Source organism: Paenibacillus sp. J31R30 (assembly GCF_059692115.1).
Window position 1 is genome coordinate 244,019 of the sequence record NZ_JCAUAV010000004.1, and the last position, 18,719, is coordinate 262,737.

The following is an 18,719-nucleotide window of genomic DNA, read 5'->3' on the forward strand; positions in this document are numbered from 1 at the left end:
TAAGCAGCTATATGCGGCTTAACTCCTTTTTTATGGAGCATCACGCTCCCGTAAAGTACACACCAAAGCTGCTTAGCGTCGGATTCACACGAGATTCTGAGATGCTAAGACGAATATACCTCGCTTTCGTCTCCGGTAATCGGCATATTTTCTTATATCCGACTACTGTGCCCTGGTACAATGCCACCCACTCTTCTCCTTGTTTGCAGGCTAATTGGAAGCGTTCGATTCGTTGTCCGGATTGAATATACTCCTTCAGCACGATACGATCAAATGTCATTTCCTTGCCAAGATCGATCTCCAGCACCGCTTGCTCGATCCCTTCGGGAGGGCACCAATACGTATCGGATCGACCGTCCGTGATATGATGGGCATCCATGCCACGATCCCTAGTGTGAGAAACTCTCACGTTCGCCCCTTGAGCTAGATCCACCCCATAGGTGCGACGAAGCCATTGCCCCAATTCACGCAGATGCTGGGCATCTGTCTCGTGAATAAGCCCACGTTGGTCAGGTGGAATATTGAGCAGAAGCGCACTGTTGCCGCCTACAGTACTCTCGTATAGATGAATCAATTCATCGACGGTTTTGACATTGTCATCCTCTGCGGGATCATAGAACCACTGGGGCCTGATCGATACATCGACTTCTGACGGATACCAAATGACATTGTCCACTTGAGCCAAAATAGATCGACTGCCCAAATCTTCACCTTCTGTGTTGATCCGTTGTGAGAATGAGGTATCATCCACCTTTTGCGACTCAGCGTGGGTTTTCTCTGTATCCTTCATATACGCAGGGACAACGCTCCATTCCGATTCACGTGTATGTCCGGCCTCATTGCCGCACCAACGAACATCAGGGCCACAGATGTTGATGACAGCGTTCGGCTGCAGCTCACGAATGATTTGATACGTTGCCTCCCAATCATAGACCTGCACTTTCCCGTTGCTGCCCTCGCCGCAAGCACCATCAAACCAAACGCAAAAAATCTCACCATAGCTTGTAAGCATCTCTCGCAATTGATTTTGAAAATAGATATTGTACGAGGGAGAATCCCCATAACTAGGCTCATGACGATCCCATGGAGAAACATACACACCAAATTTCAATCCCTGAGCACGGCATGCCTCGGCCAGATCACGAACAACATCGCCCTGTCCGTCCAACCATGAGCTGGATTTCACCGAGTGATCTGTATAGGCGCTTGGCCAGAGGCAAAATCCATCATGATGCTTACAAGTGAGGATAATCCCCGTCATGCCAGCAGACCGGCAAACCTCGACCCACTGCGCAGCATCGAATTCCGTAGGATGAAACAGCTGAGGGTTCTCGTCACCTAATCCCCACTGTCTCCCCGTAAATGTGTTCATACCGAAATGTATAAATGCATAAAACTCCATTTGCTGCCACGCCAACTGGCGTGGAGAAGGAACAATCTTCACAGCTTCTTCTATGGAAACCGCCATTTAACTAACACTCCTCTCCGCTAGAGCAACTCTATACCGTTTACCCGACTCTGCTATAAAAGAATAAACTGTTCTGTCACACGCCTGTACCGCTACAGGATCTCCATCATCCTTAGCTACCGCAAGAGCTAATTCACTGCGGATCGTACACATGCCATCCTGTGTGGCAACCAGCGCCGCTTCTGTAAGCTGTCCATTACGCCAGACGATCTCAACCTCAAAGCCGCCCCGGGCACGCAAGCCGCTTACTCTGCCATTATTCCATGCTTTTGGCAATGCGGGAAGTAACAGAATTTCATCTCTGTGGGATTGCAACAGCATTTCTGCAATAGCCGCAGTTCCGCCAAAGTTACCATCTATTTGAAAGGGTGGGTGGTCACCTAGAAGACTCGCATGCACAGAATGACCTAGCAGCTCCATCAAATTGGTATAAGCTTCCTCACCGTCATGCAATCTCGCCCAGAAGTTGATGATCCAAGCTCGGCTCCATCCCGTATGACCGCCTCCATGCGCAAGCCGTCTGACTAGGGTACGACGTGCAGCCTCAGCCAATGCTGGCGTATGATGTACGGTAATTTGCTCACCTGGGTGAAGTGCAAACAAATGCGAAATATGGCGGTGGCCAGGTTCTACTTCCTCATAATCAACGGCCCACTCCATCAGTTGGCCATGCTTGCCGATCGCTGGTTCTGGCAATCGCTTCCTTACCTGATCTAGCTTTTCAAGGAAAAGCTCATCTACGCCGAGCACCTTTCCCGCTTCGATACAAGCACCAAAAAGGCTATGTATAATTTGCGAGTCCATCGACGGTCCAATGCTCAGTCGGCCCGTGTTGCCGTTCGGCAATCGATATGTATTCTCCGGTGAAAGAGATGGGACCGTAACTAGATGACCTTGCTCATCTTCCACGAGAAAATCAAGAAAAAACGTCGCAGCCTCCTTCATGATCGGGTACGCTCTGTTTTGTAAGAAATCCCTATCCCCCTTGAAACGATAGTGTTCCCACAAATGCAAGGACATCCAAGCCCCACCCATCGGCCAAAAAATAGCCGGTACATAGATACCGCAAATATCCGTCTCCGCCCACAAATTCGTAGCGTGATGAGCCACAAAACCCCTGGCACGGTAAATCTCCTGAGCTGTTTGACGCCCATTCTCAAGCAGCCGGTCCATCAGATCAAATACCGGCTCATGACATTCCGCTAGATTGCACACTTCAGCTGGCCAGTAGTTCATTTGTAAGTTAATGTTCAAATGAAAATCACTTTCCCATGGCGGCGTATGACTCTCATTCCAAATGCCTTGCAGATTAGCTGGCAGTGAGCCTGGTCGTGAACTACCCATAAGCAAGTAGCGGCCATATTGAAAAAATAAGGATATCAGTCCGTGATCTGCTTTGCCTTCCTGAATGCGAAGTAGCCGCTCATCCGTCGGCAACGCTGCCAATTCAGCATCATTGGGATCCTCCAGCTCAAGTTGAACACGTTCAAACAAGGAACGATGATCCTTAACATGATCCTCGCATACGGACTCATAGCCCTTGGCCCTACTCGCTTCGATACGAGATTGGCATACAGTAAGCAGCTCCTGATGTCTAAATGTAGTTGCAGCTGCCACGTACAACGTAACATGATCCGCCTCTTCCACAGAGACGAAATCACCGATAACCTGCACGTGCCCACCTTCGGCTACGGCTTTCAAAACCGCCTCATAATGGACCCCATCGGGCCCACATTGCCCACGCATCACAATGCTGTCCGCGCCTAGTTTACCTGTTGTGCCTTCGAATGGGCGTCGGCTCAAATTCGTAGAGAAGCTGATCCCGCCAGGTCGATCCGAAGTCAGACGAATTACAAGCACCTGATCGACCGTACTCGCAAAGACCTCTCGTTGGCATCTCACGCCATCCATAACAAAGGACGTTGTAGCAATCCCTGTAGTCAGATCCAACTCACGAATATAATCACTTGTCTCTCCATTCATTCCTCGAAAATACAAGCTAATATCCCCAAGCGTTTGATAAGGCGCAAAGTACTTGGGCGCTGGCGTTAACGCCATTCGTGCCAAATGCTCGGCATCTTGCGGCCGTCCTTCAAACATCAGCCTGCGAATTTCCTCCAGATGCTTATGCGCATCCGCTTGCTCCCGTTTCTTCGGTCCCCCGTACCACACGGAATCTTCATTGATTTGAATCCGTTCTTCAGCTACTCTGCCGAATACCATCGCTCCAAGCTTCCCATTACCGACTGGAAGCGCATTCACCCATTTCTCAGCGGGACTTCGATACCATAATTTCAAATCCTGCGCACACACAAGGATCACCACCTATCTTATTTAAAAGAAAACCCGATAAGGCCAGCAATCGGCATCATCGGGCTCACTCCTTTTTTATTTCGATTTCTCTTTGAAGAAATCATTCGTCTCTTTAATATGCTGCTGGAAGCTTGCATCGTCTTTAAACTGTTTCACGAGCTTATCCCAATCCTCAATTGTATTCTTACCGATAATGACGTTGACGATCATATCGTTCAACTTCTTATCCCAATCTGCGCCTTTTTCTTTAAATGGCGTCGACTTCATCAAGCCATACGTTGGATCAGGGATGGAACTGATCCCATCAACCACTTTTTTATTCGCCTCATACACGTCAGTCGGGATACCAGATACTTTCGCCCGTGTATATTTATCGAAATAGCCCGTTACCCATTGGCCAGTCGTATCCGCTGAATATCCTTTTTTCTTGCCTTCTTCGGTTTGCTCAACACTGCCGTCTGGCTTCACTTTGTAGTCGACATCTTGAATGCCGTAAACCGCTAAATTATAGCCTTCAACTGAAGCTGTATAGTCGTAGACTTCGAGAATTTTCTTCAGCTTCGCCTCGTCTACTGATTTTTTGTTGATTAAGAATTGACCATAGTAGCCGCTCGCTTGCTCGTAATATGCTTTGCCATCTGAAGCCTTCGGCAGTTCGACAGCGATAAGATTGGCTTGTGGATTTACTTTTTGTAATTCAACATTGTATTTATAGGCATCAATGACGTTCGCAATGGCTGAACCTGCTTTTCCTTGAACAAGCATATCCTTGATTTGCGCTGTCTTCAGTACGGGCATATCTGGAAGAATGCCGCCTGCTTTGTACGTTTTATTCCAGAAGGATAGGGCATCTTTCGCTTGTGGTGTCCACCAATACGGAATCAAGCTGCCGTTCTGATCTTTCCACTTCGTACCAGCACCAAACATCGAGAGCAAATAGCTTGCTGGTCCAGGTGATCCTGGCATAACAGCGCCATAGGTATCCGCTTTGCCATTTCCATCTGGATCTTTCTTCGCAAAAGCATCCAGAACCGTGTAGAGTTCATCCATCGTTTTCGGTTGCTGCAAGCCCAGTTTATCAAGCCAATCTTTGCGGATCAAAAGCGCCTCATGACCGTCCAGTGGTCTTACACGTGGGAGTGCGTAGAGTTTGCCTTTCATTGAGGCATTTTTATATACGTTATCTGGATATTTGGCTAGATTCGGATAGTTTTTGATATACGGACTAAGATCCCAGAAAGCACCTTGATCAATAGCATTCAGGAAAGCTGGGGTTGCGTTGAAATCTTCTACGAAAAGTACATCTGGCAGATCACGGGATGCCAATAACGCATTCAATTTTTCCGAAATCTGAGCAGATGGAATCCAACTTAGGTTTAGATTGACGTTTAGCTTTTCATTCAGCTTTTTGACGGCTTCTAACTCACCTGTCGGTGCTGCAGCAAAGGCAAGGGTCGTAATGGAAATATCCGTTGGCTTCGCAGGTTTGGCTGCTGCTGTAGTTGCTGCTGTACTCGCTGGCTTTTGCCCTTCATCTGATGCTTTACCGCAAGCCGCCAAGGAAGCGACAAGTCCAGTCGCTGTTAGGATAACGGCCAATTTTTTTACCATTGGTTTCATGTAAAGACCTCCCGTTTATATGATTATTATACTATCAAATTCCTCGTCCTGCCTTACCACGGTCTCCTAGCCCAAATCACCCCTTTCAGTGCCGCTGACTTAACCTTTCACAGAGCCAACCATCATGCCTTTGACAAAATATTTCTGTAAAAATGGATACACCATAACAATCGGCAAAGAAGAAAGGACAACTGCAGCCATTTTGATAACCTGTGGAGGTACGGTTCTCTCACTTTCCAGCATGGCAGCCATCGAAGGATCAGCCATTTGCGAAGCGGAAATGAGCAGCATTTGCAACAACACCTGCAGCGGTCGCAGCGAATCTTGGTTGATATAAAGAACACCGCTAAAGTACGTGTTCCAGTAAGCTACTGCGTAAAATAATCCAAAAGCTGCAAGCGCCGAGACGGAAATTGGCAGCATAATACGGATGAATACACCGATATCCGAGCAGCCATCCATTTTGGCCGCTTCCTCAAGCTCATCCGGAATCTCCTGATAAAAGTTTTTCATCAAGAACACATACCACGCACTCGTCAGCGCCGGTAAAATAAGCGCCCAGATCGTATCCATCAAACCAAGACTATCAACGAGCAGATAGTTCGGAATCATACCCGGGTTGAACAACATCGTCATAAGGATGGCAACCAAAAAGAACTTCTTCCCTTTCAATCGTTTACGAGAAAGCACATAGGCTAGCGCACTCGTTACAATTAAGCTAAGAATAGTACCGAATACAGCTAGTATTCCGCTAACACCCATCGCATGCACGAAGGCGTTCGTTGAGAAGATGTATTCGTAAGCAGCCAAGCTCCAATTCTCAGGGATCAGGACTAACGACTTGGTCAAATACTCGGTTGGATCGGTAAATGAAATGATAACGACGTAAATGAACGGCAGCAACGTAATCAATCCGAATATCGTTAGTACCGTATAATTAAGGGCATTAAATACCCGCGATCCTATACTTTTATCCATCTTAGTAAAGTCCCTCCTCTCCGAATTTCTTGGCTAATCGGTTCGCCGAGACGACTAGAATAAGTCCTACTACGGATTTGAAAAGCCCTGCCACCGTCGCATAACTGAATCGTCCTTGTTGAATACCCACGCGGTACACATACGTATCAAATACATCTGCTACTTGTGCTACCGGGCCGCTGGCCATCAAATAAATTTGTTCAAAGCCCACATCCATAACTTGGCCTAGACGCAAGATTAACAGAACGATGATTGTGCTTTTGATCCCAGGAATCGTGACATTTCTCATCTGCTGCCATCTGGTTGCCCCATCAATTTGCGCCGCTTCATACAGCTCCGAGTTAATACCTGCAAGTGCCGCAAGAAAAATAATCGTGCCCCATCCCGCTTCCTTCCAGATACTCTGCGCCGTTAGCATCGCCCAGAATAAATTCGGCTCCGTCAGAAATTCAATCTTTTGCCCGCCGAACTCGACGATCAATTGATTGATAACCCCGCTGCCCTGACCCAGGATGAGGAAACAAATCCCAACGATAATGACCCATGATAGAAAGTGAGGTAAATAAATAACCGTTTGCACGAATTTCTTGAATGCTAATTTCTTTACCTCATTCAGCAGCAGCGCCACCACTATCGGAATGGGGAAGAAAAACACAATGTTTAGTAGGGAAATCGCCATCGTATTTCGAAACAGCAGCATGAAATCAGGATTCGCGAAAAACTCATGAAAGTATTTCAAACCAACCCATTCGCTGTCCCAGAACCCTAAATAAGGGGAGTAATTTTGGAAGGCCAGCAATAATCCCCATAGCGGCACATATTTGAACACGAGGAAAAACAGCAACCCCGGCGCAGCCATCAGATATAAATATTTGTCACGCTTCAGCGCGACCTGCCACTCTTGTACCCATGATTTCTTGGAAGCAGCTTCTTCTTCCAGTCCACTCGGTAACGCTTTGTGAAGCTGTTCCAATCCACTATGCGACAATGTCATCACCTCTCGTTATCACGTTTGCCTCTCGCTGTCTTGCATGAAACGATCGTACATGACCTTAAGCACTAGGGACAATGACCAATTCTTAACCGCATTATTCCTCAGGACAAAAAAAGAGAAACCCCGTAACTACGGGGTTTCTCTGCTCATTATTCACTTTTTTTGCCTAAGCTGAACGGCATGAACTATAATTGCGCATCGGGATTTTCATCATCTGTGCCGCGGTATTGCCCAGGGGTCACGCCCATATGCTTCTTAAACACACGAATAAAGTTTTTGGTCTGATATCCGACTCGCTCCGCAATATCCGAAACCGATAACTCGGTGGTACGAAGCAGCTCAATAGACTTATCAAGTCTTATTTTCGTCAAATACTCAATGAAGGAGAGATCCATTTTCTTTTTGAACAGTTTACTCAAATAATGAGGGCTTAATCCGCAAATTTGTGCACATTGGTCTAGCGACAAGTCAAAATGGTAGTTCTCCTCCATATACCGGACAACTTTCTCTATTAACTGTTCATGCTCTTGATGCTGTTTGCCATGCACATAACTAACAATTGGCTCAACCAAGTTCTCTTTGAACCAGACATTCAATTCAAGTGTTGTACTCATATTGCGAATATGGAGATAGGGATCCGAACTCGTCTCTCCAAAAAGATGTGCGGTATCTAATCCCAGTACGTAAGCTGTACGAATTGCTGCTGTAAGCAGTCGATAATAGGACATACGAATCAGCTCAGGCTTCTGAATGGCAACCCCCATAGCTTTCGCGAACTCATCCATCATCCGCACCGCTTCATCCCTGTCTCCAAGCTGCAACGAATTCTCGAAATGTGCTTCGATTTCAAGCGGATACCGATAATGCATGTCCGAATGGCTTTTACCACCCGTATGGGCAATCACTTGATTCCCGCCAACAATCATCCTAGAGCGGACTGCAAGCAGCGCTTCCTCATACAGTTCAGGCAGTTCACTCATATGCTCGCTCTCTCCACTCAGTCCAAGCGTAACTTGTAGACGTAAGTAGTCAGAGACAAGCAGCCTCAGCCTTTCAGCAAATAGTTTGATGTCGGACCCTTCCTCATCGACCTTCAAAGGATCACGATACAGCCAAACAGCGACCTGATCATTAAGCAGATTAATAACAATACCTTCCATTTCATGGGCTTGCATAAGTTCACTGGCTATATTTTTTACGGCAAAAACAATTAAATCACGGTCATTTTCCTGAAAACGCAACGTGCCGTCCGATGGTAGATCGAAGGCGACCACGATGACAATGCTTTCCTTTTCCGCCGGTACGTTGTACCTGCGCAGCATTTCAGCAAGCTGATCCGTAGAATAGTGAAGAAAATGTCCTTGTAGAAGCTGCAAGGCAAAAATTTCACGTATCAGCGGCAATTGGTCGCTGAGCTGCTGCTGCATGTCGCTAGCCGTATTGCTTAACTCTGCCCACCGCTTGTGCATAAAGCCCACTTCATCGGTTTCCGTATCATCGACTTGCCCCCCTCTGACAAGAGCAACCAGATTCTGAATCGGTCGATACACGCGCCGTGTCCCCCACAACGTGACTAGTGCTCCGAACACTAAACAAACGACAACGATAGCCAGCGTGATCAGCTTAATCCCGTTCGATTTGGCATTCAATTGCTGGATAGGTACCATGTTGATATACTGCCACTTGTTATACGAAGAGATAATTGGCGTCACCATATAATCGGTTCCCTGAAAAGTGAATTGGAACCGCTGTTCCGTGCGCTTTTGTTCGACCAAATCTAACAAGCCCTGAGGCACTGCATCGCTCCCCACTGATGTAACCAGCGTACCCTTCGCATCCAGAATAAACATTTGTTCTCCTTCGTAAGAGATAAACCGTTTCATAATGTTCTGGAACAGTGCTTCATCAATACGGATAAAAAGAAGTCCCATCGGCTGTTTGGCTAGCAGCGGTGCCTTGGCAATTAAAGTAACGCCTTTGACGTTATAACCTGGCAAATTCGAGTAAGGTCCGATCACCCATTTGAGCTGGTCTTCGGTCTTAAGCTCCGTGAGCAGCGCCTCGCGTTCCGCTATGCCTTCAATTCTTCTCCCACCGTATATCGGCGAAGTCAAATAACCTTCATCCGGCACATACATCGCCACGTCGCCAACCTCTTTGTTCCCATTCATCAGCGCAGATAATTCGCTAGAAATACCAGAGTAAAAGCCTGTGTAATTAGTGTTCTTCAATTCTGTCAGGTTCGAGCTAAAAAAGTAGCCCAACAGCATTTGAATCGCATTGTTTTGAATCCGATCCAACGTCGAGTCGATGGTCGAAGAAACGTTGTTCAAGATCCGTACATTCGATTGATTCACTTCACTTTGAACGGCAGATGCTGAATATAAGTAACTCCCTACCCCAACGAGCAGGACGGGAATAATCGCAGCGAATAATGACAGGGTCACCATATTGCGAAAAATCGTTTTGCGCTGAAAAAAACGCTTCCAAGAGTTCATAAGTACTTTCCGCACGGTAATCACCTCGACAACAGATTAATGAGCATTTTAATCGGTTATTAAGATAAAATCAATCATTTTGAACAAAAAGACTAATCTGAATGGAGCATTGACTTTATCGTCTAGTCAGCTTAAACTAAATGTCAGTGAGTACTGACATTGTTGTGAGAGAGGGATACTATGGACGGCAGCAGTATCAGCAAGATGGGAAGCAGCGATAAACTGCTATTAGCAGCACTCCATTTAATCGCGGAAAAAGGCTACAACGGAGTAACGACGCTGGAAATCGCTACTGCGGCAGGCCTCAGCGAGAAGACGCTATTCCGTCATTTCGGCACCAAACAGAAGCTTCTTGAAGCTGCCTTCGACCGCTATCATTACGCGGAAGAGATGAAGAAGCTGTTTGCCGAGAAGCTCGTCTGGGATTTGGAGACAGATCTCCTCCTAGTTACCATGACATATCACGAGATCATGAATCGGAATCGGAAAATGATTCAAATCTCCCTCAAAGAAGATGAAGGCCAATTGCCCGGCTTTCGCGCTCGTACCCAGAAGCATCCTCAACAGCTGTTGGAGATACTTACGAATTATTTCATCGACATGTCTGCGAAGAGGAAAATCGTTACAACGAACCCCGAGCTTCATGCCTTTTCATTCATTATGATGCATTTCGGGGCGTTCATGAACGAACTCGATCTTAATAGAAGCTATCCAGGTATCACCTTAGCTCCATTCGTGCAAGAGAGCGTGAAATTATTTGCTAGGGCTTTACGGCCCTAGTTTTTTTCTCACCCGTATGTCAGTAAGTACTGACAGTCATTTCAAATAAGGATGTGGAACTCCATGACAACGAAAGCATCGCCTCAAGTTGGTGACAAATTGATGCGTATCCTCATGTTCACCCTGAGCCTCTCGATGATGAGCGGCATCATGTTTAACATCGTTCTTCCCAAAATCAGCGAAGAATTCTCCCTAACAATCGCCCAAGTAAGTTGGCTCTCTTCGGCTTATATCCTGATCTACGCGATTGGCGCAGTCACATACGGGAAGCTGGCTGACCGCTATACGCTCAAAAGTCTAATTACCTTCGGACTCCTCTTATTCGCAGCAGGCTCCTTGCTCGGACTCACTTCTCACACCTTCGGCATGGCACTCATTGGCCGATGCTTGCAAGCCGCTGGCGCTGCGGTCATTCCAGCAACCGCGATGATTATTCCTCTGCGCTACTTTGCGCCGGAGCGAAGAGGCGTTGCCCTCGGCATGACCGCTGTCGGGCTCGCGTTCGGGAACGCGCTCGGCCCCGTTATCGCGGCCTTGATCGTAAGCACGCTGCATTGGCGTTGGCTATTCGCTGTGCCTCTGCTTATTCTGGTTGCGCTCCCTTTTTACCGCACCTACTTAGGGACCGAGCCCGCTGGTAAAGCAGGCAAATTCGATTGGCTTGGCGGCGTGCTGCTTGCCATCACCATCGCTTTGCTTCTGCTCAGCGTGACGACTAACATCTGGCTTGTGCTTGGCGCACTGCCTGCTCTAGGCTTATTCATCGCGCGTATTTGCACCGCTACGGAGCCTTTCATCGCGCCAGCGCTGTTCCACAATCGAAAATACACACTCGGACTCACGATCTCGTTCCTCGTTAGTGGAACCTGCTGCTCACTCTATGTGGTCAGCCCGCTTCTGCTCGCCGATGTTCAGCAGCTGCCATCCGTTTGGATTGGCTTCGCCATGGTGCCTGGCGCTGTTGCTTCTGCCCTATTTGGCCGTCGTGGCGGCAAGCTCGCTGACGCCAAGGGCAATTCGTACGTCGTGTACATCGCATCCGGCCTGTTGCTGGCCAGTTTTATCCTGCTTTCGACGTTTACTGGCAGCTCGCCGCTGTTCATTGCAGCCTTTCTCCTTCTCGGAAACGTCGGTCAGTCGTTCATCACGATTGCCGTTTCCAATTCGGTTTCCAGGACGCTGCCAGCGGATCAAGTTGGCGTTGGGATGGGCATGCTGGCCATGGCCAACTTCATTGGGCAAGGCATCGCCATCTCCCTCTATGGGAAAGCCGTCGATCTGGGATCGACAACGATTCCTAGCTGGAACCCTTTGTTCAGCAGCGTGACTGGCTTTATTTTTAGCAATATGTACTTCGTGTTGGCGGGTTCGCAGCTTGTTATTCTGGGTTTGTATTATGTCAGTTTTGGGAGGCAGAAGCGTCAGCGGAATGGCGTGGTGAAAGCAGCAACAACCGCTGCCTAGTATAACTAGTAGGTAATTGTCATCTACAGTGGACTTATCCATTGGAATGAGCATAAACTTGCCACATTAAGGGTATTTGATTGGATATATCCACTGGAATCCCTCAAGCCGGCCTAACTTACCCTTTGAGTGGATTTATCCAATGGAGCTGATAGTTACTTACTCCTTCACTACAAATAAGACCGTCCCGAACAATTCAACTTGTTCAGAACGGTCCTATCTACTTACTCCGCGTCACTACCCGCCGAAGCCGCTTCCCGCAATGCGGACAACGCTTCGTCCAAGGAGTCGCCGTTTCCACTGCTACTTTGCACCGCACTCGCCATCTCAGCACTATACGCCCACCAACGCACGCGCACATTGCCTTGCTCGCCTGATTGCTGCACTTTCACGCCGATACGGAATGTACCCTTCTGCGGGTAGGCAATTGTACCGATCTTCACCTCAGGTGCATCCGGCTCAAATTCACTACCTTTGAATACTTCCGAAGAACCGCCATATACACGTTCTCCGCTAGATAGTATATCCGAGAAGGCATCGCCGCTTCGCTCTTCCAAGCTCGTGATAATCAACACATTTCCCTCACCGAGGCCGTGTACAATTTCACCCGAGTAGAAGCTCTTCATCGCTCGCCCAAAAGGAGACACAGCAATCTTCGTGAAAGGATCGATTGGAATATCGACATAGCCGCTCACGATACCGGCAATCCCACTGCCACCGCCAGCTGGAATGCCCAAATCGAAAGACAGCTCGCTGATCAGGGGATTGTAATTCACGTTCAGCTCTGGCTTTTGCCCTGGTGCCAAGGTTTTCACCTTGGACTTTGTTACGAATTGCCCGGCAGTTTCTTCCTGATATTGACTAGCTTGACCGAGTCGGTACATCACAGATGTATTGTAGACGTATTCGCCGAACGGCACTTGCTCCACACTTTCAATGACATAAGTCGGTCCCACTTGGATCAAACATATTTTGGCCAAATAGATGCAAGGCTCCGATGGAGCTTCTAAGGATGCTTCCAAGGATTGCTTTACGAAATCAGACATCAAACGCTCTTTGATCGTTTCAGCCACAATGCTAATCTCGCCAACGGATTGTGCTTGCAGCTCCAGCTGCCGATCATCCAGCATCAAAGCCGCTGTGCCTGCTTGCACCCCAACTGTCGCTTTCACAGAAGCTGTACTATCTGCGCGAAGCAGCACCTTCATTTCATATTCGCTCTCTTGCGCATCTTGCGGCTCTTGGAACACGATCTTCGTTCCGTTGATCGCCTCAACGCGATGAGCATCCAGCTCATACTGAAAGGACAATCGTCCTGCTTTCAACGTTTTCTCAAAACGCAGCGTCATCTCAAACAACTGTCCAGGATTCACATAGCGTGGTGTCGTTTGAAGGACACGCACTTGCTTATTCTGATACAACACGATCGTCTGATCTGACAATGTAGCCAGCGGCAGCGAAGCCGGGTCTGGCGCATCCTCACGGATAAACAGACGATAGCTTTCCAGCACACGATTATAATCATTAATTTCGTCCGAACGGACGGAAGAGTTCGCTACGGCGTGAACCGGTTCTTTTTCCTTTTCATCATAGGCGATGCACAGGTATACATTTTTGGCATACTGATTGTTCGAAAAACCATCCATCATCGACAGCTTCATTGTCATCGGAGATGGTACGACAATTTCTCGTCCTAAGGCATCGATCGCAGCTCCCATTTCAACCGAAACCGACTTCTCATCAACAGCTACAACCTGCAAACCAGTGAGAACACCAGAGCCATGCAGCAACCGATTCATCATTCTGCGTTTGTCATTGAAATACTTTTGCTCGGACTCGAAATCTCTGACCGTCAGCAGCTTCCCATAGAAATACCGATTGCGTTCAAACGGGTAATAACGTGATTTTTTCATAACGATCCCCTCACCTTCTCTGGCTCAATTCATTCATTCGATTTCGGAATCTAGTCCCAAGCGCGTATGTATATCCATCCGTTTATCACGATCCACATCAATCAGCACCGTATTGTAAGGCATCGAAGACCGCTGATCGAGGGTTAATAAAGTAGGCTCAGATAAGTACGTATTAATACCTAGGTAGGTATGCATATCCGCATACATCCAAGGCTGCAGCACGATCAATTTCCCTTCGGTATAAGCGGGCTTCTGATCTTCAATGATGTGCTCAATAACTAAGCGCTGTTCATCCGTTCGCACACTTTCTGGCCTCAATAGCACGCAGAACGTATACGGATTATCGCCATATAACTGGGTGAAAAGCTGCCGCAGCTCCGACGTCTCTTGCATTTGCTTAAACTGGAAATATTCGAGTATAAATGGCTCAGCACCCGTGTAAATCTGGAGCATATTCATCAAGCCCTCGCGTGTGCCCCGCAGCTTGTAAAGCTCAGGTGCCCGCTTAATCAGCTCTCTAAGCTTCTTTTCGCCCCAAGCCTCATGCTCAGTAATGGCCAGCCAACCGCCTAACCAATCCAAATACGGCCCCGACACAGCATCCGGATCAAAATGTCCCGAAATCCGATCAATCGTATCCTCCATATCGTCAAAAAACGTACCAAACATCGCTAGAAACCGCTCCAAGAAAGGGCTATGCTCCTCATCCTGCTGATACATCGACGGCAAATATGCAATCAACGAGGTTCGCGGGTAATACACTCTCAGCTTGCGAATAAACGGTGACTTCTGCTCGCTGCCGACTAGCTCAATCTTGAACCACAGATAACGACCCTTCGCATTCATTAGGAGCGCATCCTTCGGATTCAGAATCGGCTCCGACCATAGGTCGCGCGTAGCTCTCAGCTTTTCTTTTACCGAGACATCGGGATCTGTGAAATAGCTCGTGAGATTTACGTAATCCCCATCAACCATACCTTCACTTTCATCCGAGGCAAAATAGGAAAACCGAATCTGCGTCTCTTCCGGGATGTCCGCTTCGAGTCGTATTTTGTGCCACGTCGTTTCCGTCTCCGTCGTATCGAGATCAGCCGAAAAATACACTGCCTCCGGCAATTGGGTATCCTCCAGCATCATCGTTCGGGCTCGAAGATCTAGCAAGCTGATCTGACCGCTTATACGATCAAACACATACAACCGATTGCGCCCATCCTGCACTAATTTATCCGTTCGTCCCCGGAAGCCCGTTACCTTATCCAAGGGGTCGCCATTGCCGCGATATTTTAAAATAAACCGCTCGGTCACACCCTCTTGCTGCGCATAACCGCTATCCCCAATATAGAGATTATGATTCGTATCAATGGAAATTCCGGCAAAACGCCCCTCCTGCTCCAACTGGAAATGCAACGGCTCTCGCCCATCCTCATGGAACACCGTCACCGTCCGCAGCTGGTTATCCAGCAGGGCTACGGTGCCGTCTGTCGCCGCAGTAAAATAACGCTCCTGCAGCTTCGAGATCGGAATCGCCTCCGTCATACGGTGTGCGTCATGCTCATACACACGCATAACCTCGCCGGCCGTGTTCCACTGTAAAATGCCAATCCTACCGTCCTTCGGGACTTCGGGACTTCCATTCATACCAACCGCAATGTCCAAAGGAACCGCTATGAACAGCGTATTCGCGGTTTGCAGCTTTGTATTCAAAGAGAGGGGATACAGACTCAGGCCTTCCCAAGCTTGGACTGCCCACATGGTCTGACCATTGGATATGGAGTAGACAGCTAATCTTCTCTCCATTCCCTCACTTGCGTCTGCAATGACAAGATAATCCGCCATCGATGCCAACTTCGCTTGTGGGCTGAATAACTCGTGACCTTGGCGAAACAACAACTCTCTGTGACGGCTTTCGTCATCATAAATCCACACATTCGCTGACTCATCGAGCAATATCAGCTTCCTTCCAGGTCCTACCGTCATCTCGCGAATCGGCGGAATCCCTTCCAGCTCATCTGTGCGAACGATGCGATGAATGCTGTACTTCTCCGACTGCTGAATCGAAAACCCTTGCTCCAGCATGTGAATATTAGCCTCAAAGCCCTCTTCCCAGTCCATTTTCTTGTTTAGCGAAAAAAACGTTTGTCCATCCTGCATCGTTCGTCACCTCTTTTCTAGTAGCTTGCTTCTACTACTAATTCTTCTGCTAGTTCTACTCGCGGTCCCCCTCTCTCGCCGAGATAAGGAACGTCAGTACGCTATTCACTACAAAAACCGCCTTAACGGGGCAGATGCGGAACGTAGGTACGCTATTTGCACTGAAATGCGCATTTTGGCGCCCATTAAAAGGAGATAGGGTACTGTCGTTCCCCAACTCCGCAAAATCAGGCGAAAACAACGAATTAGCGGCTCTACGTTCCCTTTCAAGGGGACCACCATTTCCACGCCTCGTCTACAAATCCGTCTGACTAATCGTCTCGATCTCATGATTGCCAGAGTAGACCAACGCATACGGCGGGATATGAATATCCCCAGCGCCATCCTTGTGAAACCCCGTACCCTCGGCATCCAGCCAAATGTCCTGCACATACACAACACCTTTGATGCGGGAAATCACACCGTAGATGTCACCCTTATACACCGTCCGCCCAAAACGCCAGCCCTCCGCTCCCTGCCCATAATCCATGGGTTGAAGCAGGTTTTTGAGTTCGATCGCGATGCGCCGCTGCTCATTCTTATACTTCGGCTCCATCACCACGACGGCGTGCACGGTGACTTTGATATACTCCGCCGGAATGACATGCAACTCCGTCGTCAATAGACGATGACGATCCAGATGCTGCCGGATCGTCTGCAAGAAGCCCTTGCCAGCTTTCGGCTTGTCGCTCTCGCTGTAAGGCACAACCACCACGGTCATCTGCGCCGGCGCCGATACCCGCGGGAAATCCCGCATCCCCGGCTTATACAGCGGGATCGCCTTCACCCGCGCGACGCGGAGCCCCGGCGCCGCCTTCGCGATCGCCTCGTAGTCCTCAGCGGTCACCGCGCGCGTCGGCGCAGCCAACTCCCGCTGCACGCGCAGCTTCGCTTGCGCGAGCGTTTCCGCCTCCAGGCCGCCCCGCGCCGGGAACGGATTCGTCACGCTCACGCCAGGCTCAGCCGTGTTGCCCAAGCCCGTCACGAGGCCGTCCTTCACGTTGCCTCGCACACCGCCGCCCGCTTGCAGCGACAGGAACCGAATATTCGGTTCCCCCGACTTGCGCGGGACTAACCCCGCTTCGTTATTCCCGAAGCGAATCGTGCCTGCAGCAGCGTCGTAGACGTAGTGCCGGTCCGCCCCCTTCGAGTTATCGAAGTCATCCACGGCCGTCCAGTCGTCCCAGACGACGCTGTCTTCTCCTCGCGGACGATAGCCAACCTGCAGCAGCATGCTGCTAGGCTTAAACACGCGTCCGCGACTGATCTCAAAGGTTTGCCCAGGCAGACCTTTGCTGCCTCCCACATACCGGCTGTAGTCGAACTCAGCCGTGTAAGCAATAAGCCTCACCCGCTTCGCGCCCTGCGGCGGGATACTGCCATGCTCCCCGTCGCCGAAGCGTAGACGGGTGGTACGGCGGGCCGAATCCTGCTGCAGCTCGCAGCAGAGATCGTTAGGCCCGCAAGCACTTAAATCAGCGACAGTGTGCCAGTCGCGCCAACGTCCTTGCTCGTCCAGCACCTGAACGGTGTGCAGGCCGTTGTAAGCGAGATACGAGCTTACCTCGAAGCTCTGACCTGGCTCTCCCGAAGAACTAAAAGCCGTCACCTCGCTGAAGGTTTCCTGTTCCACAGCTCGAACTGCATTGAGCGTGATCTTTTCAATTTTGGGAGCCAGCTCGTAGCCGTCCTCCTCCAGTGTACAGCAGATCCAATAGCGCCCACGGTCATCTGCCGGATACAAAGACAATGGCTTCATTTCGGAAGCAATGGTAAATTTTAACTCACCGCTTTGCGATAAATGAACGGTGGTATCACGCTGTAGCTCAATCGGCAGCCAACTTTCGGACTGTCCATCTACGCCAGCACCAGCGAATGACCATACCAATTTGGCTGATGAAATCATTGGCGCCGTTTTCTCTGCATGATGACTTACGGTTACAGGGTAACGGTCAAACAGATTAAAATAGATCGAAATTTCCGTGTCCAGTGGCAGTGCCTGGTCAAAACCGAGATACAGATGCGCACCCTTGCGCGCCGCAGAGCCAAACGCGTAGTACGCAATTTTCGCATGATTGTTCGAGGTATAGTCGGCGGCAGCCGTTTCTGTACGTACGAGTACTTTTTCCAAAGCAGCAGGAACTACCTGCACCGTTCCCTGCGTCTCAAAACGCAGATCCACCGCGGACAGCGGCGTCCCCTTCGGGAGCACAAGTTGCTGCGCAGCGCCCATAAACGTCACGTCACAAACCGCTGACACCGCATCGCGTGGACGGATTCCCAATAGCTTCAAAAACTTGCGTTCACTGCGCTCCGTCACCCGATTCAAATAATACTGTTGCATCTCTGTCATCCATGACATCAGCTCTAGCAACGTAATTCCTGGATCATGCTCATTCTCATCGGTCCATTCTGGAAATAGCTTCGGAATCGACTTCCGCGCCTCCATCACCATTTGTTCGAACATACGGTCATCTAAATTGGGAATTGGCAGCACTTGT

The 18,719-nt window shown here is 49.1% G+C and carries 11 protein-coding genes; 2 read left to right on the top strand and 9 right to left on the bottom strand.

Annotated elements, in window-relative coordinates; genetic code table 11:
* Positions 1-40: 40 nt before the first annotated feature.
* The 6 genes from AC58QO_RS18030 to AC58QO_RS18055 all read right to left on the bottom strand — a co-directional run bounded on the left by AC58QO_RS18030 (position 41) and on the right by AC58QO_RS18055 (position 9,886).
* The gene (locus AC58QO_RS18030) at positions 41-1,468 is read right to left on the bottom strand and encodes an alpha-L-fucosidase (protein WP_497267903.1); all 1,428 of its coding nucleotides are present in this window, start codon (positions 1,466-1,468) and stop codon (positions 41-43) included.
* The gene (locus AC58QO_RS18035; RefSeq protein ID WP_497267905.1) at positions 1,469-3,781 is read right to left on the bottom strand and encodes a glycoside hydrolase family 95 protein; all 2,313 of its coding nucleotides are present in this window, start codon (positions 3,779-3,781) and stop codon (positions 1,469-1,471) included. It lies immediately after the preceding gene.
* 75 nt (positions 3,782-3,856) lie between these two features.
* Positions 3,857-5,401, bottom strand: a complete 1,545-nt coding sequence (locus tag AC58QO_RS18040; protein ID WP_497267907.1) for a type 2 periplasmic-binding domain-containing protein — start codon at positions 5,399-5,401, stop codon at positions 3,857-3,859.
* Positions 5,402-5,500: 99 nt separating this feature from the next.
* On the bottom strand, positions 5,501-6,379 hold the full coding sequence (locus AC58QO_RS18045; RefSeq protein ID WP_497267909.1) for a carbohydrate ABC transporter permease: 879 nt from the start codon (positions 6,377-6,379) through the stop codon (positions 5,501-5,503).
* A 1-nt stretch (position 6,380) separates the two neighbouring features.
* A complete protein-coding gene (locus tag AC58QO_RS18050) occupies positions 6,381-7,373 on the bottom strand; it encodes an ABC transporter permease (RefSeq protein WP_497267910.1) in 993 nt (330 codons plus the stop codon).
* Positions 7,374-7,558: 185 nt separating this feature from the next.
* Positions 7,559-9,886 carry an AraC family transcriptional regulator gene (locus tag AC58QO_RS18055; protein WP_497267912.1) on the bottom strand — a complete coding sequence of 776 codons (2,328 nt, stop codon included), beginning with the start codon at positions 9,884-9,886 and terminating at the stop codon, positions 7,559-7,561.
* 165 nt (positions 9,887-10,051) lie between these two features.
* Between AC58QO_RS18055 and AC58QO_RS18060 the strand changes: the two genes are divergently transcribed.
* Both AC58QO_RS18060 and AC58QO_RS18065 read left to right on the top strand, forming a co-directional pair.
* The gene (locus AC58QO_RS18060; RefSeq protein ID WP_497267914.1) at positions 10,052-10,651 is read left to right on the top strand and encodes a TetR/AcrR family transcriptional regulator; all 600 of its coding nucleotides are present in this window, start codon (positions 10,052-10,054) and stop codon (positions 10,649-10,651) included.
* Positions 10,652-10,714: 63 nt separating this feature from the next.
* Positions 10,715-12,115, top strand: coding sequence for an MFS transporter (locus AC58QO_RS18065; protein WP_497267916.1), 1,401 nt, complete (start codon positions 10,715-10,717; stop codon positions 12,113-12,115).
* Positions 12,116-12,339: 224 nt separating this feature from the next.
* Here AC58QO_RS18065 and AC58QO_RS18070 read toward each other — a convergent pair whose 3' ends face one another.
* The 3 genes from AC58QO_RS18070 to AC58QO_RS18080 form a co-directional block, all read right to left on the bottom strand.
* Positions 12,340-14,028, bottom strand: a complete 1,689-nt coding sequence (locus tag AC58QO_RS18070; protein ID WP_497267917.1) for a hypothetical protein — start codon at positions 14,026-14,028, stop codon at positions 12,340-12,342.
* Between the two features lie 33 nt (positions 14,029-14,061).
* Positions 14,062-16,179: a phage tail protein gene (locus AC58QO_RS18075; protein ID WP_497267919.1), complete on the bottom strand. Its 2,118-nt coding sequence runs from the start codon at positions 16,177-16,179 to the stop codon at positions 14,062-14,064.
* Positions 16,180-16,474: 295 nt separating this feature from the next.
* Entirely contained in the window at positions 16,475-18,715 is a 2,241-nt protein-coding gene (locus AC58QO_RS18080) for a putative baseplate assembly protein (RefSeq protein WP_497267921.1), read from the bottom strand.
* Between the last annotated feature and the right edge of the window lie 4 nt (positions 18,716-18,719).